Origin of the sequence: Actinoplanes sp. TBRC 11911 (assembly GCF_012933445.1) — a bacterium.
Taxonomy (GTDB): domain Bacteria; phylum Actinomycetota; class Actinomycetes; order Mycobacteriales; family Micromonosporaceae; genus Actinoplanes.
Map to the genome: position 1 here is coordinate 555,522 of NZ_JABBNC010000002.1, position 20,670 is coordinate 576,191.

At 66.2% G+C, this 20,670-nt stretch carries 15 protein-coding genes and 2 pseudogenes; 15 read left to right on the plus strand and 2 right to left on the minus strand.

Annotation, left to right across the window (positions count from 1 at the left end; genetic code table 11):
• Nucleotides 1–99: 99 nt before the first annotated feature.
• The 3 genes from HH310_RS05690 to HH310_RS05700 are packed head-to-tail and all read left to right on the plus strand — an operon-like array spanning nucleotide 100 to nucleotide 6,923.
• Nucleotides 100–756: a hypothetical protein gene (locus tag HH310_RS05690; protein ID WP_169174297.1), complete on the plus strand. Its 657-nt coding sequence runs from the start codon at nucleotides 100–102 to the stop codon at nucleotides 754–756.
• A complete protein-coding gene (locus HH310_RS05695) occupies nucleotides 734–6,307 on the plus strand; it encodes an RHS repeat-associated core domain-containing protein (protein ID WP_169174298.1) in 5,574 nt (1,857 codons plus the stop codon). Before HH310_RS05690 ends, HH310_RS05695 begins: the two co-directional genes overlap by 23 nt.
• A 37-nt stretch (nucleotides 6,308–6,344) precedes the next feature.
• Nucleotides 6,345–6,923: a hypothetical protein gene (locus tag HH310_RS05700; RefSeq protein WP_169174299.1), complete on the plus strand. Its 579-nt coding sequence runs from the start codon at nucleotides 6,345–6,347 to the stop codon at nucleotides 6,921–6,923.
• Between the two features lie 56 nt (nucleotides 6,924–6,979).
• Here HH310_RS05700 and HH310_RS05705 read toward each other — a convergent pair.
• A pseudogene (locus HH310_RS05705) lies at nucleotides 6,980–7,472 on the minus strand (transposase family protein); the annotation flags it as partial.
• 209 nt (nucleotides 7,473–7,681) lie between these two features.
• Here HH310_RS05705 and HH310_RS43575 point away from each other — a divergent pair.
• A pseudogene (locus HH310_RS43575) lies at nucleotides 7,682–8,047 on the plus strand (IS1380 family transposase); the annotation flags it as partial.
• A gap of 134 nt (nucleotides 8,048–8,181) precedes the next feature.
• Nucleotides 8,182–8,523: a hypothetical protein gene (locus HH310_RS05715; protein WP_169174301.1), complete on the plus strand. Its 342-nt coding sequence runs from the start codon at nucleotides 8,182–8,184 to the stop codon at nucleotides 8,521–8,523.
• A gap of 28 nt (nucleotides 8,524–8,551) precedes the next feature.
• On the opposite strand, the gene HH310_RS05720 is transcribed toward HH310_RS05715, so the two are convergent.
• Nucleotides 8,552–9,946, minus strand: a complete 1,395-nt coding sequence (locus HH310_RS05720) for a helix-turn-helix transcriptional regulator (RefSeq protein WP_169174302.1) — start codon at nucleotides 9,944–9,946, stop codon at nucleotides 8,552–8,554.
• 187 nt (nucleotides 9,947–10,133) lie between these two features.
• On the opposite strand from HH310_RS05720, the gene HH310_RS05725 reads away from it, so the two are divergent.
• The 10 genes from HH310_RS05725 to HH310_RS05770 form a co-directional block, all read left to right on the plus strand.
• On the plus strand, nucleotides 10,134–11,066 hold the full coding sequence (locus tag HH310_RS05725; protein WP_211191726.1) for a TauD/TfdA family dioxygenase: 933 nt from the start codon (nucleotides 10,134–10,136) through the stop codon (nucleotides 11,064–11,066).
• A complete protein-coding gene (locus HH310_RS05730) occupies nucleotides 11,059–12,468 on the plus strand; it encodes an FAD-binding oxidoreductase (protein ID WP_169174303.1) in 1,410 nt (469 codons plus the stop codon). The genes HH310_RS05725 and HH310_RS05730 overlap by 8 nt, the downstream gene beginning before the upstream one ends.
• Nucleotides 12,455–13,324 (plus strand): phosphopantetheine-binding protein, encoded by an 870-nt coding sequence (locus tag HH310_RS05735; protein WP_169174304.1) that lies wholly within the window; start codon nucleotides 12,455–12,457, stop codon nucleotides 13,322–13,324. The genes HH310_RS05730 and HH310_RS05735 overlap by 14 nt, the downstream gene beginning before the upstream one ends.
• 85 nt (nucleotides 13,325–13,409) lie before the next feature.
• Nucleotides 13,410–13,913, plus strand: a complete 504-nt coding sequence (locus HH310_RS05740) for an NUDIX hydrolase (protein ID WP_169174305.1) — start codon at nucleotides 13,410–13,412, stop codon at nucleotides 13,911–13,913.
• 53 nt (nucleotides 13,914–13,966) lie between these two features.
• Entirely contained in the window at nucleotides 13,967–15,067 is a 1,101-nt protein-coding gene (locus HH310_RS05745; RefSeq protein WP_169174306.1) for a DegT/DnrJ/EryC1/StrS aminotransferase family protein, read from the plus strand.
• Nucleotides 15,064–16,071 (plus strand): Gfo/Idh/MocA family protein, encoded by a 1,008-nt coding sequence (locus HH310_RS05750; protein ID WP_169174307.1) that lies wholly within the window; start codon nucleotides 15,064–15,066, stop codon nucleotides 16,069–16,071. The genes HH310_RS05745 and HH310_RS05750 overlap by 4 nt, the downstream gene beginning before the upstream one ends.
• 969 nt (nucleotides 16,072–17,040) lie before the next feature.
• Complete coding sequence (locus HH310_RS05755) at nucleotides 17,041–17,691, plus strand: hypothetical protein (protein ID WP_169174308.1); 651 nt, start codon at nucleotides 17,041–17,043, stop codon at nucleotides 17,689–17,691.
• Nucleotides 17,692–18,171: 480 nt separating this feature from the next.
• Nucleotides 18,172–18,804: a hypothetical protein gene (locus HH310_RS05760; protein ID WP_211191727.1), complete on the plus strand. Its 633-nt coding sequence runs from the start codon at nucleotides 18,172–18,174 to the stop codon at nucleotides 18,802–18,804.
• Nucleotides 18,805–18,862: 58 nt separating this feature from the next.
• Nucleotides 18,863–20,089 carry a tyrosine-type recombinase/integrase gene (locus tag HH310_RS05765; protein WP_211191728.1) on the plus strand — a complete coding sequence of 409 codons (1,227 nt, stop codon included), beginning with the start codon at nucleotides 18,863–18,865 and terminating at the stop codon, nucleotides 20,087–20,089.
• On the plus strand, nucleotides 20,086–20,670 hold a 585-nt coding region (locus HH310_RS05770), incomplete at its 3' end, for a hypothetical protein (protein WP_211191729.1). The genes HH310_RS05765 and HH310_RS05770, both read left to right, overlap by 4 nt.

The window sequence follows — 20,670 nt, forward strand, 5'->3', positions numbered from 1 at the left end:
CTGATGGAGGTTGCTGTGCCCCTTGCACGATCGCGCCGCCGATGGACCGGCCGCGCACTACTCACCGCAGTACTCACGGCCGCACTGTCGGTCGGGGTCGTGGGCGCCCAGCCCGCATTCGCCGACAAATCACGGCCGGCCAAACTCACCGCACCCAAGGCACGCAGCGTCGCACCCGGCCCGAAACGCGCTACTGCGAAACGACGGCCCGACCCGGCAGCCGCCGCAGCACTCAAGGCGGCGCCCGCTGTCACCTGGCCGAAAGCCTCGTCTAACACGGTGTCAACGAGCGCCGCGCTTGCCGTGTCGGGTCGGCACGCGGTCGCGGTGACCGGCACGACGGTCACCGTGGACGCTCCGGTTACGCCGGGGCGTGCGGTGGCCACGGTGTCGGCCAGCGAGCGGGCCGCGACCCCGTCGTCGGTGCGCGTTGATGTTCTCGGCCATGACGCGGCCGTGAAGGCTCACCAGGACATGCTGATCAAGGTCAGTCGTGCCGTCACAGACAAAGACCGGCAAGATCAACCTTGCGGTGAACTACAAAACGTTCCGGGCCGCCTATGGTGCGGACTGGTCGAGCAGGTTGCGTCTGGTCCAGCTCCCAGATTGCGCGGCTACCAGTCCAGGTGCTGCTTCGTGTCAGCCGATCTCATTGCCGTTCCACAACGACTCGGCGGCTTCGACGATTACCGCGACGGTCGGCCTGGCGGCGACCGGCGCGACCACGCTGGCCTTGACGTCCGGCCCGTCGGGTGATGCGGGCGATTTCACCGCGACGCCGCTGAAAGCTTCGTCGACCTGGTCCGGCGGTGACCAGTCCGGGGAGTTCAGCTGGTCGTATCCGATGCGGGTGCCGCCCGCGCAGGGCGGCCCGGAGCCGGATGTTGCGCTGAACTACTCGTCGACCTCGGTCGACGGGGAGATGGCCGCGTCGAACAATCAGCCGGGCTGGGTTGGTGAGGGGTTCAGCTATCAGCCTGGGTCGATTGAGCGGAATTTCAAATCGTGTTCCGACGATGTGGGCGGTACAGCTACGAACACGAAGAAGACCGGGGATCTGTGCTGGGGCACGAACAACGCGACGCTGTCGATGCCCGGGCATGCCGGCGAGCTGATCCGCGACGACGGCGACGGGCATTGGTCGCTCAAGGACGACGACGGCTCCAAGGTCGAGCTGCTGACCGGGGCCAGCAACGGCGACAACGACGGCGAGTACTGGAAGGTCACCACCAGCGACGGCACCCAGTACTTCTTCGGGCTCAACCACATCGCCGGGTGGGCCACCGGTAACCCGACCACCAACTCGGCCTATACGGTTCCGGTGTTCGGCAACAACCCGGGCGAACCATGCTATAACGCGACGTTTGCCTCCGCGTCATGCATGCAGGCGTGGGAGTGGAACCTCGACTACGTGGTCGACACGCACGGCGTGACGATGTCGATGTGGTACACGCCGGAGACCAACAAGTACGCCCGGAACCTGACCAACAGCTCGATCTCCACCTACACCCGCGGCGGCACGCTGACCCGTATCGACTACGGCACCGACCAACACACCGGCGGCAAGGACAGCGACCTGAGCGTCAAGGCCCCGTACAAGGTCGACTTCACCACCGCGGACCGGTGTGTGACCGCCGGGTCGACCTGCGTGTCGAGTACCCCGTCGAACTGGCCGGACACGCCGTGGGACCAGTCCTGCACCTCGACCACCTCCTGCTCCGATTTCTCGCCGACGTTCTTCTCCCAGAAGCGGCTCGACACCGTGCAAACCTCGGTGTGGAATGCCTCGACCAGCGCGTACGTGCCGGTGGAGAAGTGGACGCTGCACCAGACATATCCAGACCCGGGTGACAGCACCCGCGCCGGACTGTGGTTGTCGTCGATCTCGCACACCGGTCTGTACGGCGGCACCGCGACTCTGCCGGACGTGCAGTTCACCGGGATCCAGATGGCCAACCGTGTCGACACCGGCACCGACCAGACCGCGCCGATGAACTGGTGGCGCATCGCGTCCGTCCTGACCGAGACCGGTGATCTGATCGGGGTCACCTATTCCGGGCGGGAGTGTGTGGCCGGGTCGACACCGGCGCCCGATGCAAACACTTCGAGCTGTTATCCAGTCCTCTGGACTCGGCCGGGAGAGACCAGTCCACGCATCGACTGGTTCAACAAATACCGGGTCACCGTGGTCTCGGAAAACGACCAGACCGGCGGCGCACCCCGGGTCTTGACGACGTACAGCTATGGCAAGCCGGCCTGGCACTATGACGAGGACAACGGCCTCGTGCCGGTGTCCCGCAAGACGTGGGGCCAGTTCCGTGGCTACGACACCGTGACCACCACCGTCGGTGACACTGGTGACACGAAGACCAGCACCACGGTGCACTACTTCCAGGGCATGAACGGCGATAAAACCTCCTCCGGTACCCGCAGTGTGCAGGTCACCGACTCCACCGGCGCCAAGGTGGATGACGACAATGCGTACGCGGGCATGAAGCGCGAGACGATCACCTTCAACGGGCCCGGCGGCGCCGAGGTCAGCGGCGAGATCGACGACCCGTGGAAGTCCGCCGCGGTCGCGACTCGCACCACCAACGGTGTCACCGTCTCCGCCTACCGCACTGCGATCGCCGCCACCCACTCGCGTACGGACCTCGACGGCGGACGGGCGCCGCAACGCACCGAAACCGACACCACCCTGGACGCGTTCGGTATGCCCACTCAGGTGTGGGACAAGGGCGACATCACCAAGCCAGCCGACGACACCTGCACCATCACCACCTACAACCGCAACACCGGCGCCAACATCCTCGACACCGTCGGCCGCACCCAGAAATACGCCAAACCGTGCGGCACGACACCGGCATCGCAAGATGACGTGATCTCCGACGTCGAGAACAGCTTCGACGGCCAGGCCTACGGCACCGCACCGACCAAGGGCGACATCACCACAGAACAGACCGCCAAAGCCTGGACATCCTCGAGCATCACGTGGCTGACTACCGCCACCAGCGTCTACGACGCTTACGGCCGGGTCACCGACGCCACCGACGTACGGGGCGACCACACCCTGACCGCCTACACGCCTGCTACTGGCGGTCCGGTCACCTCGCAGAAGACCACGAAGAATCCCCTCGGGTGGACCACGACCGAGGAGATCGCTCCTGGCTACGGGCTGACCACCGGTGAGGTGGACGAGAACAATAAACGCACTGATACCACCTACGATCCGCTCGGCCGGCAGACCGCCATCTGGACACCGACCCGATCCAAAGCCGCTGGCGTGACCGCGAACGCCACGTTTAGCTACCAGATCGGCCAGAGCGCCCCGTCGGTCGTCACCACCAACGAACTCGACGCCCTGTCCACCTACGTGCCGACCTACGCCCTCTACGACGGGCTGCTGCGGCAACGCCAGACCCAGAAACTCGCACCGGGCGGTGGCCGCACCATCACCGACACCTTCTACAACTCGCTCGGCGACACGGTCAAAGAAAGCGGCCCCTACTACAACTCCGACAATCCCGGGACCACGCTGTTCCCGGCGCCGATCGACCAGAACATCCCGGCCCAGACCCTCACCACCTACGACGGCGCGGGACGGGCGATTCGCTCGGCGTTCGTGTCCAACGGCTTCACCCAGTGGCACACCACCACCGCCTACGGCGGCGATCACACCGACGTGACCCCGGCCGCCGACGCGACCGCGCCATCGGCAGGCACGCCCACCTCGACCATCACCGACGCGCTCGGCCGCACGATCGAACTGCGCCGCTACCCGGGCACGAGCATCACCGGCAGCTCCTACGAGTCAACGAAGTACGCGTTCAACGAGAAGGGCGAACAGAGCAGCGTCACCGACGCGGCCGGAAACACCTGGAGCTATCGCTACGACCTGCTTGGACGAAAGATCTCCAGTACCGACCCGGACACCGGCACCACCAGTACCAGCTACAACGATGCCGGTGATGTCACCAGCACCACCGATGCCAGGAACCAGACGCTGTCCTACGACTACACCCTGCCCGCCGGCTACGCCGACCCGCTCGGCCGTAAGACCGCGGAATGGCAAGGCGCCGTTGGCACCGGCACCAAACTGGCGACCTGGACCTACGACACCCTCGCCAAGGGACAACCGACGTCGTCTAGCCGCTTCGTCGGCACCAACGAGTACAAAAGCACAGTGCTTGGCTACAACAACCTCTACCAGGCCGCTGCGACGACCACGACGATTCCCGCGTCGGAGGGTGCTCTGGCGGGCAGCTACACGTTCGCCACGACCTACAACCTCGACGGCACGATGAACCAGCAGTCCATCCCCGCCACCGGTGATCTGGCCGCGGAGACTCTGAACTACAGCTACGACAGCTCGACCGCGCTTCCGTTCAGTCTCAAAACGGACTTCGGTGGCACCGTCAAACAGATCGTGCTCTCGACGCAGTACACCCGGTTCGGCGAACCGGCGGTCACCACATTCGCGGACAGCAACACCTCGGCGTTCGCGCAGCAGTCGCTCACCTACGACGACGGCACGCACCGGCTCACCGAGGCCAAAGTGCTCAAATCCACGCCGTCGAACATCGTCGCCGACACCCACTACACCTACGACGCCGACGGCAACATCCTCAAGGCCGCCGACACCCCCACCGACGGTACCGCCGAAACCCAGTGCTACAGTTACGACGGCCTGCAACGGCTCACCAACGCCTGGACCCCGACCGACGGCGACTGCAACGCCGGCCCCTCCACGGCGAATCTGGGTGGCGCGGCACCGTACTGGAAGTCGTGGACCTTCGACGGCGGCAACGGCGTCACCGGCACTACGAACAGCCGGCTGACCGAAACCACCCACACCACAGCAGGCGACACCACCGTCACCTCCGCCTACCAGCAGGCCGGACACCCGCACGGCGTCAGCAACACCACGAGCAGCGACGGCACAACGGCGAGCTACAGCTATGATGCCGCCGGCAACACCAGCAGCCGCCCGGGTAGCGACGGGCAGCAAGCCCTGACCTGGGACGCCGAGAACCATCTCAGCACCCTGACCGAGGGCACTAACCATTACAGCTACGTCTACGACGCTGACGGTAACCGGCTGATCGCCCACGACCCGACCGGCACCACACTCTACATCGGCAACGTGGAACTTCGGCTGTCTACCAGCGGCGTCAAGACCGCCCAGCGCTACTACACCTTCAACAACCAGACGGTAGCGCAACGTACTGCGGCTGGCCTGCAGTTCCTGACGTCCGACCCGAACGGCACCAGCACCATCGCGATCGACGACACTACCGCTCAAGACACCACCAAGCGTTACCAAGACCCGTACGGCAACACCATTGGGCCAGCGGTGACCTGGGCCGGCGCCAAGTCTTTCGTCGGCGGCGACCAAGACCCCACCGGCCTAATCCACGAAGGAGCCCGCGAGTACGACAAGGCGCTCGGCGCCTTCATCAGCCGAGACTCCGTCGTAGACCCCAAAGATCCACCGCAGATGAACGGCTACGCCTACGCCGGCAACAATCCGGTCGTGCACTCCGATCCGACCGGCCTGCGTACCGACCCTTTCGCCGACGTAAACGGCAACACTGCGCCGATTCCCAGCTACAACGTGCCCGCGCCGGGACACAGCACGTATCACGATCCGTCACGAACCGACCCGCATCGTACCTACAACTTTCCGGTGCCTCCTCGGCGTAAGCACAATCACCCAGGCGCGTACGATTTCATGCTCGACTGGATGACCGCCGAGATCAACCGCAACAGCAGGAGCCGCGACGTACACGGTATCGTACGAGAGAACTGGTTTGCCCACAATACTGGCCTGCCTCAGTTCAAGGAGGAGGCACTTTTCCAATGGGCGGCTCTGGTCGGCGCAGGGAAAAAGTGGGACCACAAGAGCAAGATCATCGCCATGTTGGGAATGGACCCAGATGACAAGCACGACCGGTACACGGAGGTCCCCGGCACCGGCGAGCGGGTATACTTCGACATTTGGTCCAATATCCACTATGGTTATGTTGGCAGGAAAATTGGATTCACTGCAGCGGAATTGCAGGCTGGTGCATCAGGTGGCGCAACCGTGCCCGGCGTTGGAAAGCTTGCGAAGTACGTCCACTCTTCCAGCACGGGGCTGACCGACAGCGGGGACATCCAGACCGTCCAAATGGGTATAGCCTTGGCGGACGAAACCATTGGATCCGGCGGCCGGTCGCTAACTAGGGACGATCTGGATCAAATGATTCGCGGCAACATGGCTACGCTAAGTGCCCTGGACGATTACCACGTAACTCCTGTTGAATGAAGTTCTAGGCGTATCGTATCGGCCCGGGTGAGATCAAATGACGTTTAAGAAATCGATACTCACGGTATTTGCAGGCGTCGTGCTTGTAGGCGTCGGTGCAGGGGTATTTGTGCTCACCCGGGATGATGGCCAAAGCTCGCCACAAAACACGCAAGCGTCAACGTCGCTGCTTCTTGGGACGGACGATTGGGGTAGCTCCCTTGACGACGTGTTTGACGTCACAGTCGAGACTTCCAGAGTTACCGATCAAGTTTCGAAGGACCTGACAATTGTGCGTATATGGAGAGGCAAACTTGGGTTCCAACTAAAGCAGGGCGTTCAGACTCAGCCGACGGTCAAGAAGGCGGTCGATGCATTCAAATACAACGATCCCGGACCAAGCCTCCGTAAACATCTCGGTGGTGCCGACCCGATCAGTACGGCAATGGCCGCACACGCCGACGAGGGAATCGGTTACTGCGTTCCCGAAGGGGCGGGGTGTTACACAATCAGCTACACGCTTCGCTATGGCACCCACATCATCAATCTCAATCTCTACAAAGAGGCTGAGAATGAGCATTCCGCCGAAGTCTTCCTGCAAGAACTCGACAAAGCCGTTAACGAGCGGCTTTCGTAACGCCCTAAGCGATGTTTCGTAATTCGGTGTAGGTGTTGCCTGGCAACGGTCGCGGGTCAGCCGGCCAGAGCGATGTTGTGCAGATGCGCTATTCCGGAGGCGGTGACTGCCAGGGTGGATCCAGCGCGGCGCTAGTCGCGCGGGATTTTGTAGGTCTTCAGCCGGGCAAGGCGTGTTCGACACGAGCGGGGACTTTGCGGTGGCCTTTGTTGTACTCCTGTTTCCAGGCCGTCAGTTCGCTGCCGTCACGAGGTTTGCGGTACGGGATGTGATCACTTCGGGGTTGCTGCGGTAGCCGCCGTCGGCCATCACCTCACGTCCGGCCAGTAGGTGGTTGATGCCGCTGCTGCGATAGACGATGGTTTCGTTGCGGTTGCCCGGTTGCGGCTCACCCAACGCGATGACCAGGCGGGTGTTGGCGTCGATCGCGACTTGCAGGTTCGCCGAGTAGCGGTAGTTCTTGCTGGGTGCGGCCAGCCGGTGGGCGCGGGTCGGGATCAGCGTGCCGTCGACGATCGCGATCTGGCCGTTGGGCCGGCGGCGTACGGGCCGGGCGGTCGGCAGGTGATCGGCGAGCGCGGCAGGGTTGGGCCTTCAGAGTCGAGCTGCTGGTTTAGTCACCTTTGCTCGTACCGGAGGCCCTTCCTCATGTCATGGCGCCACGCCGCACGCAAGGGCGATCATCGATCTTCAACCAGCGCACGCATCGCTCCGCCAGTTATTTACCAGGGTCTCACGCCTGGCGCGGCGGCAGCGCGATCTTCGACGAGGGCAATCTCGTGTCACATGCGGGGTTGGTCCCGCTCTTTGGGCTGGCCGAACGCACGGGCCTTTCGGCTCTGCTGGACGAGCACGTGCGGTTCGCCGATGAGCGGATCAAGTCCGGGGCGGCGAACGCGAGCGCGAAGCTGACCGCGATCATCGCGGGAATGGCCGCCGGGGCCGACAGCATCGACGACCTGGAAGTCATCCGCGCCGGCGGAATGCGTAAGCTGTTCGACGGCGTGTATACGCCGGCCACGCTGGGCATTCTGCTACGCGAGGTCACCCACGGCCACACCCGGCAACTGTCCGCCGTGCTGCGCCGGCACCTGGCCGCTCTCGCCGAAGCGACCCCGGTCCTGCGTAACGGGCTCGCGCTGTCCCTGTCGGCGCTGTGGATGCAGGTCGGTGGGGAACTGGAGAAGCTGGTGTACTCCGACTTTTCACCGGTGATCGGGCGGGCGAAGGTGCGGCCCGCAAATCGAGGGGAGCTGGCATGGACGTGGAGCCGATGACCCTCATGCAGGAAATCCTTGACCGGTTCACCACAACCGCGAACCGTCACAAGGTCCCTGACGATCTGATCACGACCTACCAGGACCGGTTCGTCCGCAACGGACGGCAATACCAGGACGGCTTCGTAGCGGCGGCATTGAGCCAGGCCGTGCTGCGGCTAGCCGACGAGCACACGCAGATATGTGCCGGCGGTAGTTGCGCGGCGTGCGAGGACCTGCGCCACGCGCTGGCGGCCACGGTGGTGCGGCTGCGGCTCATGCAGACCAAGGAGTTGGAACGGCGGGCGGGCAGGGGGTTCCTTCGCCGGTGGCTGGGGCGCTAGCCGCAATGCCGGGCCGACGAGCAGCGCCTCAATGCACGCCGATCCTTATGGCGAGTTCCCGCAGTGCTGCTGGGGTGGCGGTGGGCGCGATGATCAGAGCGGCGACGAGCTCGCGGACGGAGGATCGGTTGACCTCTTCTGGGGCGTGGCTATCGGCGGCGAGTAGAGCGTGGGCGGCCTTGTCGGGTCGGCCGTGGCGGTTCCAGGCGCGGGCGGTGTCGACGAGGTAGCGGCCGTAGCGTTCGGCGGTGGGTAGTTGGTCAGGTTCGACGGCGGCGGCGTGGGTGAGGGCTCGTCCGGTGTCGCCGAGTGTGGTGTAGACGCCGATCTTGTAGATGTTCACGCCGGAGGCGCTGAATGGGATGACGCCTGGGGTGACGATGTTGCCGAGCCGGTCTGCGGTGCTGGTGGCCTCGGTGATATAGGTGTCGGCGTCGCCGGTGTTTCCTGCTTGGGCGCTGGTGTAGGCGGCGGTGCAGAGCAGGCTGCCGTATGCGCCGATCAGCTGAGGGGTGGCGTCGCTGCGGTCGGCACCGAGGTTTGCGGCGGTGCTGGTGAGCAGGTTCAGGGCTCCGGTGTGGTGGCCGTCGCGGCGCATGGTGATCGCGAGTACGTGGACGGCGGCGGTGATGGTGAGTCCGTCGCCGGATTCCCGGGCTGCTGTGAGGCCTCGGTCGGCCATCGTGAGGGCGATGGCGTCGTCGCCGTATTTGGTGGCCAGTGATGAGGCGATGCCGTACGCGCGGGCGAGCATGCCGGCGAGAGATTCTTGTGGGTGCCCGGTTGTGGCTGTGCGGGAGGCGTGCAGTCTGGCGAGTAGGCGAGGCAGAGCATGCGCCAGGTCGGCATATCGTGCGTCTTTGTAAGCGCGGGTCGCGGCGGCTAGGTCAGCGCTGGCCCGGCTGATAGGCAGCGGGTCTACGGGCATGCTCTGCGCGAGTAGGAGCTGCTCCAGGCATGCTTGAGCGGGTGCCGCCGTTGCCGGGTTGGCGCTGCTGAGACCTGCGATGGCCGCTGTCGCGGCTCCCGCGCTGGTGAGCAGGGTGCGTCGTTTCATCGGATCACCGCCTCCTGTGGGCACAGTAGCGGGCCGGGCGGGGTCGCGTGGTGAGCCATGGCCTGGGTGACGCTCGTGTCGCTGTGTCGGGGCAGTCAGTCCGAGGAATTCGTGGGGAATGCTCATGACTTGGGCGAGGTGACGGCGGACTTCGATCTGGTCGATGGGCGGACGACCGTTCTCGATTCTCGACATGGTCGATGTGGAGTAGCCGCACAGGTCGCCTGCCTGGCCCTGCGTCAGGTGGGCTGCTTGGCGGATCTGGCGGATGACCGAGCCCGGTTTTTGCTGCTCGACCGCTGTCTGGAACGACGGCGATGTCCACACCGGATGGGTGGCGTCGACGAGAGGGCGAACCGCGTCCATGGCCTGAAGGTAGCCGCTGGAGTGGATCGAGGCACGTCAGCGATTTTCAAAGACTGCAAACCGCGCCCAGTGCCTGCAACACCTCTGGGAAGACACCTATGCATAGGGCTTCATGGATTCATCCGAGGCTGGTTCGCGATTCCCGATGGCGCGGGCCGCCCATTCGAGCTACTGAAGGTAGGTCGCGATGGAATTCGTGGATCCGGTCCGAGTTGTCGTGCCGACCCGTCTCGCTCAGCTGCTGGCTCAGCGGTGCACGCTGCAGATGCAGGGATACCAGTGGGCTGCGGCGAACGTGGCCGCCGCCCGCAGTGTGCTGTCCGAGAACGCTGCGGGTTCTGTGGTCGCGGAGCTGGGGCGGCGGCTGGCCCGCTCGGCTGCCTCGACCCCGGGGTGGGCGATCGTGGCGCTGCCGGACCGGCTGGGCGACGAGGACCTGCAGCGCGCCGCGGCCGGCGTGCTGTCACTGCTGGGCCGGCCGTTTTATTCAATCAAGCAGGACGGCCGGTTGTGGATCGGCGGGGCGTCCTCGCCCGAGCGTGACGCGGCGTCGTTCGGCGGGCTCGGTGCCCAGGCGCTGCACGTGGATGCCCCGAATGTGCAGCGGGTGCCGGACTACACCAGCTTGTTGATTCTGCGTTCCGACCCGGCCGGCGGCGGCGCCTCGATCGTCGGTGACCTGCAGGCCGCGCTGGCTTCGCTCAGCGACGCGGATCGGGCAGTGCTGCGTCGGCCGGTGTTCTTCGAGGGGCAAGCCGACGGTTTGCTGGGTGTCGGTGATCCGCTGCTGCCGTTCCCGGTGCTGACCGACGCCGCCGATGGTGGACGGCCGTGGATCCGGTGGGCGGGCAAACTGCTCGGTGACTCCCGCAATTACGATCACCTGGCGGTGTTGCAGCGTTTCGCCGACGCATTGCAGCTAGAGGCCCGTAGTGTCGCTCTGGAGCGCGGGCAGCTGCTGATCGCCGACCAGCAGCGCATCGCGCACGGCCGCACAGCGCTCGGCCCGGTCTCGCCGGATGATGCCCCGCGGTGCTTGCTGCAGGCCAAGGTCAGCTACGAGCCGGACGCGCCCGCGCAGCAGGCGGCCTCGGTAGGTGCCGGTGACCGCGATGTCTGAGCGCTACGACGTGGCCGTGGTCGGCGCTGGGGTCATCGCGCTGGCCTGCGCCGAGGAACTGCTGACGCGCGGTCTGAGCGTTGGCATCGTCGGTGCCTACGCCGGCGATCACGCAGGGCAGGCCACCCGGGCCGCCGGGGCGATGCTGTCAACGTTTTCGGAGATCGAGCCCGGCCACGACAACCAGCGGATCGCCGTCGAAACCGCCGAGCGTCTCGCCGCCCACGCCGCCTATCCAGGCTGGCTGGAACGTCTTAGCCGCCATCACGCTCCTGCTCTGACCATGGTGCCCGGTACCTGGGTGCTGGCGCCTGCCGGCCGTCACGAGCACCTGGCACCGATCGCCGCCGCAGCCCGCGAGGCCGGACACCCCGCCGAGGAACACGACGCTCGGCAGATCCCGGGGCTGCAAGCGCCGGCGGACATCGCCGGAGCGTTGTGGCTGCCCACCGAGGCCCGCATCGACAGCGCCGCGCTCATGGACGCCCTGGCCCGGGTGGTCCGGCGTCATCCACGAGCCGAGTGGCACGACACCACCGCTGCGCAGGTCACCACCGGCCGGGTGCGCTGCGCCGACGGCAGCGAGGTCCGGGCCAAGCAGATCGTGGTAGCAGCGGGCTCCGCTACGTCGTCACTGCTGTCCGACGGCGGCCGGGCGGTCGGGCTGCCACCGGTGCTGGCCGGACGTGGGGCGAGCATGGTGCTGCACACGCCAGCCGTCCGTCTGCCGTATGTGGTCCGCACCTCGAATGCCGCATTCGCGTGCGGCGCGCACCTGGTGCCCCGCGCGGACGGCAGCCTCTACCTGGGGGCGACGAACCGGCTGACCACCGGCCACGACCACACGCGGACTGCGACGCTGGATGAGCTGAGCGTGCTGGTCCGCGAGGCGAGCATGCTGCTAGACGCCCGACTCGCTTCGGCTGAGCTGCGCGGCTACCGGAGCGGGAACCGGCCCTACACCCTCGATCATCTGCCGCTGCTCGGCCGTACCGCTGACCCGAGCCTGCTCGTGGCCACCGCGACCTACCGCTGCGGGATCATGCTGGCCCCCCGCATCGCGGCCTTGATCGCTGACGAGATCACCACGGCTGGGGCGCTCGATGATCACCCGTACCGGGCGTTGCGGCCCATGCCCACACCGCAGATCAGCAAGGTTCTGCACGGTGCGGGCGACGCGCTCCTCGAGCACCTGCTGCAAGGCGGCGCGAGCCTGCCGGCACCGATGGCCGAGCAACTCGCCGGATTCGTCGACCTCGCGTTGCGTGCGCTGCTGCACGACGACTGCGCATCCGGATCGGCGTTGCGCAGGCTCTGGCGCTCCGTACCGGTCATCGAAGCAGTGCCCGCCCTGTTCGCCTTACCCGCCCGGATGAAGGACACCACCGATGGACGCCACTGACGTGCCTGGCCTGCGCGAGACGGTTTTGACCGCCGTCCGGAACATCCGCCCACAGGCACACCCGATTGCCGACACCACCTCGTTCGGCGACCTCGGCATGGACTCCCTCGACCGGCTGGTGCTGGCCGAACGCGTCGAACGGGCAACGGGCCTGCCCGTCCCCGATACGATCCTGGCCGCCGCCACCAATATCGGCGACCTGCTCGCGCATCTCGGCGACGCCATGAACACCGCCGGCAGCGGCACACCCGACTCGGCTGAACGCCCGGCGTTGACCGCGCTCGGAATGCTCGACGACGGCGCCATCGTCGGAGCTGGCACCCGGCTCTGGCATCAGGCCCAGATCGCGGGCGGCGCCCAGGTCGGCGACGACTGCACCCTGGGCAAAGGCGCCTATGTCGGCACCGGAAGCACGATCGGCAACCGCGTCAAGATCGGCAACTACGCGTCCATCTTCGGGGCCACCGTCGCCGACAATGCCATGATCAGCCCGAACGCCGCACTCCTGGAAGATCCCGCACCGCGGGCCACCACCGCGGATGGGCGCCGCAAGCAGCACACCGACTACGAACGCCGGCCGGTCATCATTGGGGCGAGTGCCACCGTGGGAGCAGGTGCCCTGATCGCACCCGGCGTCACCATCGGCCACGACGCGCTCGTCGCCCTCGGCGCGGTCGTCGTCCGCGACGTCGCCCCGCACGCCCTGGTCGCCGGCAACCCCGCCCGGCAATGCGGCTGGGTCTGCGTCTGCGGGCACACCCTTACCGAGCGGCACACATGCCCCCACTGCCCACGCCGCTACACCCTGCACGGTGACGTGCTCACCCAAAACCCGCTCAGCGACAACGCTGGCTAGCACCTGCGCAAAAGGCTCACCCGTTCGGGCCATCCCGGGTGGCGGGGCTGCAGATGCGGCCAGCAGTGGTCTACGGTCGCGCGTCATGAGCCCAGCCCAGCTACCTCCGGCCGAGTACTACGCAAGCCTGCCGAAAAGCATCACCGGCGCCGGCGTCATCCTGCACGACGAACACGGCCGGTTCCTGCTCGTGCAGCCCTCATACCGCCACGACACCTGGGAGATACCCGGCGGAGGGCTCGAAGAAGGCGAATTCCCGTGGCAAGCCGCGTGCCGGGAAGTCAAAGAAGAACTCGGCATCGACATCAACCCCGGACGGCTGCTGGTCGTCGACTGGGTCCCGCCCCAACCCGACGGCCGCCCCGCACTCGCGAACTTCCTGTTCGACGGCGGCTCCATCAACCAGCACACCGCAGAGCAGCACGTCCGCCTGCAATCCGACGAACTCAATGCCTGGCGCCTGGCCGGCCCCGACGAGTGGGACCACCTGTTCGCCGAACACATGATCCGCCGACTGCACGCCTGCACCGAAGCACTGACCAGCGGCACCACCGCATACCTGCACCACGGCTGGCACCCCGTCCGCTGACCGCCCCGGCATGCTTCCTGCCGGGCGGTCAGCCCGGCAGGAAGGACAAACCGATGACCCCGATCGCCGTAGCGGCCCCCACGCTCGACGACACCGAGATCGCCGCCGCCGTACGCGTCCTGCGCTCTGGCGCCCTCGTGCAAGGCAGCGAAGTCGCCGCCTTCGAAGACGAATTCTCCGCACACGTCGACGGCCGGCACTGCATCGCCGTCAGCTCCGGCACCACGGCCCTGTGGCTATCCCTGCTCGGCCTCGGCATCGGCCCCGGCGACGAGGTCATCGTGCCGTCATTCACCTTCGCCGCGACCGCCGCCGCGGTCCGGCTCACCGGAGCCGACTGCGTCTTCGCCGACATCGACCCACACACCTACTGCCTCGACCCGGCCACCGCCGCCGCCGCGATCACCGCCCGCACCGCCGCGATCATCCCCGTCCACCTCTACGGCCAACCCGCCGACATGGACCGGCTCACCGCCCTGACAGCACGACACCGACTCGCGCTCATCGAGGACGCTGCCCAAGCACACAGCGCCGCCTACCACGAGCGTCCGGTCGGAACCATCGGCACCGCCGCAGCGTTCTCGTTCTACCCCACCAAAAACATGACAGCAGTGGAAGGCGGCATGATCACCACCGCCGACCCCGCCCTCGCCCACCGGCTGCGCATGCTGCGCAACGTCGGCATGGCAACCCGCTACCGATACGACATCGTCGGCACCAACGGCCGCCTCAGCGACGTCTTCGCCGCCATCGGCCGCGCCCAACTACGCAGACTGCCACAGTTCACCCGGATCCGTCAGGGACATGCCGCCCGGCTTACGAGCTGCCTGAGCGGGCTTCCAGGAATTACTACCCCTTGTGAGCAAGCAGGCGTCCGGCACGTCTTCCACCAGTACACCGTCCGCGTCCACGACGGCCTGCGCGACATGCTCGCCCAGCAACTCCAACGCGACGGAATCGAAACCGCCGTGCACTATCCAAATCCGCTGCACCGCAGCCCGGCATACCGCACAGCCATCCACCTACCCCACACCGACACCGCCGCCAACCAGGTCCTCTCCCTCCCCGTACACCCGGCGCTGCGCGATGACGACCTCGACAGGATCGCCTCCTCCGTCACCCGCCACGCTCGCCCCCGGCAGCTCGCGGCATGACCACCCCGACCCTGCGCGCCGGAATCGTCGGGCTCGGCCACATGGGACGCCACCACGCCCGCACAGTGCACCACCTCGACGATGTCCACCTCGTCGGCGCCCTCGACCCCGCCGGAGACCCCCACGGAGCCGCCCGAGGCTGTCCGGTCTTTACCGACCTCGAACAGCTGCTGCACCGCGGCGTCGACTACGTCGTACTGGCCTGCCCGACTGCCATACACGCCGAACTCGGACTGCAGCTCGCCACCGCCGGCATCCCCACCCTCATCGAGAAACCCCTCGCCACCAACGTCGACGCAGCGATTCACCTCACCCACGCCTACCACGCCGCTGGCGTACCCGCCGCCGTCGGCTACATCGAACGGTTCAACCCCGCAGTCACCCAGCTGCACCGAAAGCTCCAAGACGGTCTGCTCGGAGACATCTTCGATATCAGCACCCGCCGCACCAGCGCCCACCCCGGCCGGATCACCGACGTTGGCGTGGTGCACGACCTCGCCACCCACGACATTGACCTCACAACATGGATCACCGGCCACCAGTTCAGCTCCATCACCGCCCGAATCACCAACCGGACCGGGCGCCCACACGAAGACAGCCTCACCGCGCTCGCTCAACTCACCAACGGAACGATCACCCAACATCACGTCAGCTGGATAAGTCCCACCCCGCAGCGGCTGATCACAGTAAGCGGCGACAACGGCTGCCTCACCGCCGACACCGTCACGTCGAAACTGACCCTCGTCACAGGGTGCGCCGACCCAAACAATCCGCATCAATACACCGCAGGGTTAGACGGAGCCGCTCAACTCGACCTCGTACCGGCCGACCCGCTAATCAGCGAACACCGTGCCTTCCGCGAGAGACTGCGCGGCAGGCCGAGCATGATCGCCAGCCTGCAATCCGGGCTCGACGCCGTCCTCGTCGCATGTGCCGCCCTTCGATCCTCCCGAACAGGGGCAACCACAGCCATCGACCGGCGATTTGCCGCTCGCCAATGGTGACCCACACCGCACCGGCCACGGGGCCGAAACTCGTCCTTCGCGTTCTGGCTGTTCGAGCAGGGAAGCCCCATGTTTGATGGGGCTTCCCTGGGAGGACTACCCGGTTGGCTGCAACCTGCCGGCTCCATCGAGGAGGATAGCTGGTCTCCGAGATTGACTATCCAGATGCGCCGCTTGGCGAGGTCGTCCCGGCGGCTTGCGGAGTTGGACCGTGCGCGGCCAGCGAATAACGTCAAACAGACTCGCGAGATCGGGGAGGACGTGCGGATCCCTCACACGGGTGAAGCCGCTGTCCTGACGGCGGTTGGCGGTCGGCGTGTTGACGATCCTCGCGCCGTTGTCCTCTTTACTGCGACGCGGGCATTTCCTTCTTCGCTTTCGGCGCCCAGTCCCCCTGGGCGAGCACGCCTGGTCGCGACACGATGACGACGTCCGCGATGTCCGGTACGCGCCTGCCCGAGGTCCTTTATATCGTCACCGTCCTCACAGCGCCTCAGGATCCGCGCTGTGACTGGTGGACCCCCGCGGTCGGCCGAATATTTCGCATGCAGGCCGAGCCGTCCACACGACATAAGGCGGACCGGATGTGGCACAACCCGAACCGCATTTACGCAGCTCAGGGGCCGATCGTGACGATTTCAGCCGTACGACGACGCACGTCCTGACCGTACAACCGGGCCAATGGCCGCAGCGCCGCCAGGGTAACCGGTTGGGCGAGCAGCTTCGGCGCTGCGGGACAGGCACCCGACGACTGGTCAATCACTGCCGCCTAGGTGGGGTCGCGCCGTCACACGCGAGGGCCTGAAGTCAGGAGAGTGCCAAAACACTCAGTGGTCCTGAGCGCGTGCTCGGGCCCAGGTTGGTCGCATCGTTTGGTCCCACCCTTCGTTCGCCGGTTTTTGTGTGCGCACGTTTGGGTCCCACCCTGTCGGCGTATAGGATCCGGTGGCGGTCTGGCACACTGCCGCAGTGTCTCTGCGGCGCTATCTGAGCGGGTTCCACCCGCCGGTTGATGACTCTGTGCTCACTGATGCCAGTTCATGGATAGCGGACGAGCTGTTCTGGCCGGCGTTTCTGCTCTCCGTGGGTGGCTCTAAAACCGCGGCCGTCGCGTTCGAAGCCGATCCGGCTGATGTCGAGGCGTACGCGGAGGAACTGCACCACACGGACAGTTGGCCGTTCATTGTCTTGCGGCTCGCTTCCGGCCACCGGCTCTACGTGCTCTTTCGCAACTTCGAGGAAGACGCGGGCTGGGACTATCTTCTGCAACCAGCAGGCACTGACGCGGTTATCACGCTGGCAGCGCTCGAGGGACACTTCCGAGGGCCGGCGTATTCATGGGGGGACCTCGTACTCCTCGCGAATCAGCCAGATCCCACCCGAAGCGCGGCCGAACGCTTGCTCCTGCTACTGCCCGCGATGGGTGATGCCGATTTGCCGGCTGACGCCGGACAGGTGATCGCCGCAGCTTTCGTCGCAGTCGGCGGTCGCCAGCAATATCAGCGTGAGGTTTCACGCGAGCTGCTGGAAGCAAGTCGTCGCTTCTGGGGGGCTCGCGGTCCTGCCACACCGTCGGACCGGATGGCCTTGATGGCCGAGGCGTTTAGCTCGGGGATCTGACCTCGCGGAAGAACTTTGGATCTTCGGCCGCTGGGTGTCCGTTGACATCGGACCTGGTCCATCGGTACTGCTCTGACCAGGCCGGATCAGATTGGATGGCAGTTCGGCCAGCGCTCGCCGGCGTGGCCACGGCGCAAGCTCGCGGCGGACGAACTACCGTCCACGGAGCAACTTGACCAGCGGCGGTGCAACTTGGGCGGCAAGGACCGTGTGTGGAGCACCTTCGGCGGCACAAAGTTCAGGTGCTCTGGCAACGGACACTGGGCTCCGCGGCTCGGATAGGGGCTAGCCTGCGGTTTGTTCACCAGTTCGGGGCCCATCTCGATCGGGTGGATTCGATGTTCGCCAGTTTCGGCCCCACCTGAGCTGGTGGGAGCATCGGCGGGTCTGGACGGGAGCCCGCCGATGCCGCCGATATCGAGGGTTGATCTGTTCGCGGCGATCCGCCGGGATTCGCACGCGGGCATGTCGGTGCGGGCGATGGCCGGCAAATACCAGGTGAGCCGTCGAACGGTCCGCGCGGCTTTGCAGTCGGCGTGGCCGCAACCACGCAAGCCAATGCCGCCGCGGGCTTCGAAGCTGGACGAGTTCAAGTCGGTCATCGATGAGATCCTGCGCGCTGATCTGGACGCGCCGCGCAAGCAGCGACACACGGTGACCCGAATCTACGAACGGCTGATGGCTGAGCACGGCATGCGCGAGGTGTCGTATTCGGTGGTGCGCCGCTACGTCGCTGACCGCAAGCCGAAGATCCGGGCGGAGGCCGGCCGCGGGCCGGTCAACGTGTTCTTCCCGCAGACTCACCGCGCAGGTGAGGAAGCGGAGGTCGACTTCGGCGAGGTCACGATCTGGCTGCGCGGCGAGCCGGTGACCTGCATGTTGTTCGCGCTGCGGCTGTCATTCTCCGGCAAGGCCGTCCATCGGGTCTTGCTTCCGGTGGGACCGAGGCGTTCCTGGAGGGCCACGTCCACGCCTTCACCACGCTGGGAGGGGTCCCGACCGGCAAGATCCGCTATGACAACCTACGGGCCGCAGTCGCCCAGGTCCTTGGCTTCTCCCGGCAACGGGTCGAGACAGCGCGATGGACGGCGTTTCGTTCGCACTTCTAGTTGACTGAACTAACGAGCGAGTTTTCCCAGCTCAATAACCCTTTCTGCCTGATCTCGTTGGCATGGCCATGGACAAGATTGGGGACCGATCTGAGGGCCTCGCGGCGAGGGTCGTGCCAGCGGCCGGACGGCTGGTCGAGTCTGGCGATCCGTGGGAACCATATGAACTGCTCGATCCGTTTGGTGCGTCGGTCGAGGCGGTTGCTGCGTTCTTTCGGGAGTTGCAGGCTGCGGGACGGTCGGCGGCGACGGCGCGCTCGTATGGGATGGATCTGCTGCGATGGTTTAGGTTTTTGTGGGCCATCGATGTTGCCTGGAACCGGGCGACACGAGTCGAGGCCCGCGACTTCTGCCGATGGCTGCTGGTGGCAGGCAAGCCGGCCAGGGCGCACTGGCGTCGTCCTGGAGCGGAGGTCGCGCCGTGTTCTATGCCGAAGCCGTACGCGCCGTCGGTGCGGGCGCATTGCGAAACGGTGCTTCGCCGGTTCTACGACTTCCATCTCGACGTCGGCAGCGGCCCGCTGATCAATCCGTTTCCGCTGGACCGCAGCCGGCGCGGACGGCGAGCGCATGCCCATCACAATCCGATGGAGCCGTATCGCCGGGAGCGCACGGGGCTCTATCGGCCGACGGTGCCCAAACGACTCCCGCGCAGCGTTCCTGATGAGGAGTTCAACGAGATCTTTGCTCGGCTGCCCTCGCACCGGGACCGGGCGTTGGTGGCTTTCTACATCTCCACCGGAGCGCGCGCCGCGGAGTTGCTGTCGATCGCGCAGGGCGGCGCCGACCCGGGCCGGCAGCTGATTACGGTAGTACGCAAGGGCTGCCGAGCCGAGCAGCAGCTCCCGGCGTCCTCCGACGCGTTCGTCTGGCTACGGCTCTACCAGGTCGAGATGGACGGCTTGATTCCCCAGGGCCGCCGGCAGCCGTTGTGGTGGACGCTGCGGCGCCCGGCCCGGCCGTTGACCTACCATGCAGCGCACCGCATGTTCGAGCGGGCGGCAGCCGCAGCAGGCAGCACGGCGACGTTGCACGCCCTGCGCCACACGGCTGCCTATCGGATGGCAGAGGATCCCGCGCTGCCGTTGACCGATGTCCAGTCCGTACTTGGTCACGCCCTACTGACCACGACGCAGATCTACCTGACGCCCCGCAAGGAGGACGTGATCCGACGGGTTCTTTCCCACCACGCCGAGCGCACCCGCACGGCCGCGCAACGAGCGGCGATATCCCCGGCCCCGGGCTATCGGCCTGACACGATGGCTGTGCTATTCGGGACCCGGCCATGACGGTCACCGGCCTCGACGCAGAGACGAAGACCGTCGCGCCATCGGCGCGATCGCGCCCCGGCCGGGACGCCCGCTCACCGGGATCGACCTGGCCCGCGACCTGCGTCGACCGCGAAACGATTCAGACGCGGCTCACGGGTGCGCCCTTCACCACTCTGCGAGGCGGTCGGCCTCGCGGAGAGCACCAGTTCGGGGTCCGGCTGCTGCTGGACTGGCTGGAGCAGCTACCTGGCGATTCTTGGCAGGATCGGTGGCTGGCCAGCGGGGTGGAGGCCGCCGGCCGGGCCTGGCGAGACGTCCCCAAAAATTGGTTGAGCAAGCGCGGCATGGCGACCGACTTTCAGCGGGATGCGTTCTTCCGCGCGTTGTTGCTGGCGGTGGCCGCCGACGTGATCAGGCCGTCGGTCTCATTACTGGTCGTGGCAAACTGGCGCCGCGGCGCCCTGCCCAACGCCTTGGCCCAGTGCCGCGACACCGCAGCCTTTACGCGGCTTCGCGAGCTGTGTTCCGGTGATCCGGCCATCAGCCGGGCGGCCGCGACCCGGATCAGCTATCGCACGGCGATCATCGTCGCCGCTAAG

Coding starts and splice junctions, on each gene's coding strand:
- HH310_RS05745 (WP_169174306.1), top strand. CDS start 13,967: ATGACCCCGATCGCCGTAGCGGCCCCCACGCTCGACGACACCGAGATC.
- HH310_RS05740 (WP_169174305.1), top strand. CDS start 13,410: ATGAGCCCAGCCCAGCTACCTCCGGCCGAGTACTACGCAAGCCTGCCG.
- HH310_RS05765 (WP_211191728.1), top strand. CDS start 18,863: ATGGCCATGGACAAGATTGGGGACCGATCTGAGGGCCTCGCGGCGAGG.
- HH310_RS05700 (WP_169174299.1), top strand. CDS start 6,345: ATGACGTTTAAGAAATCGATACTCACGGTATTTGCAGGCGTCGTGCTT.
- HH310_RS05730 (WP_169174303.1), top strand. CDS start 11,059: ATGTCTGAGCGCTACGACGTGGCCGTGGTCGGCGCTGGGGTCATCGCG.
- HH310_RS05725 (WP_211191726.1), top strand. CDS start 10,134: ATGGAATTCGTGGATCCGGTCCGAGTTGTCGTGCCGACCCGTCTCGCT.
- HH310_RS05750 (WP_169174307.1), top strand. CDS start 15,064: ATGACCACCCCGACCCTGCGCGCCGGAATCGTCGGGCTCGGCCACATG.
- HH310_RS05735 (WP_169174304.1), top strand. CDS start 12,455: ATGGACGCCACTGACGTGCCTGGCCTGCGCGAGACGGTTTTGACCGCC.
- HH310_RS05720 (WP_169174302.1), bottom strand. CDS start 9,946: ATGGACGCGGTTCGCCCTCTCGTCGACGCCACCCATCCGGTGTGGACA.
- HH310_RS05715 (WP_169174301.1), top strand. CDS start 8,182: ATGGACGTGGAGCCGATGACCCTCATGCAGGAAATCCTTGACCGGTTC.
- HH310_RS05760 (WP_211191727.1), top strand. CDS start 18,172: ATGGCCGGCAAATACCAGGTGAGCCGTCGAACGGTCCGCGCGGCTTTG.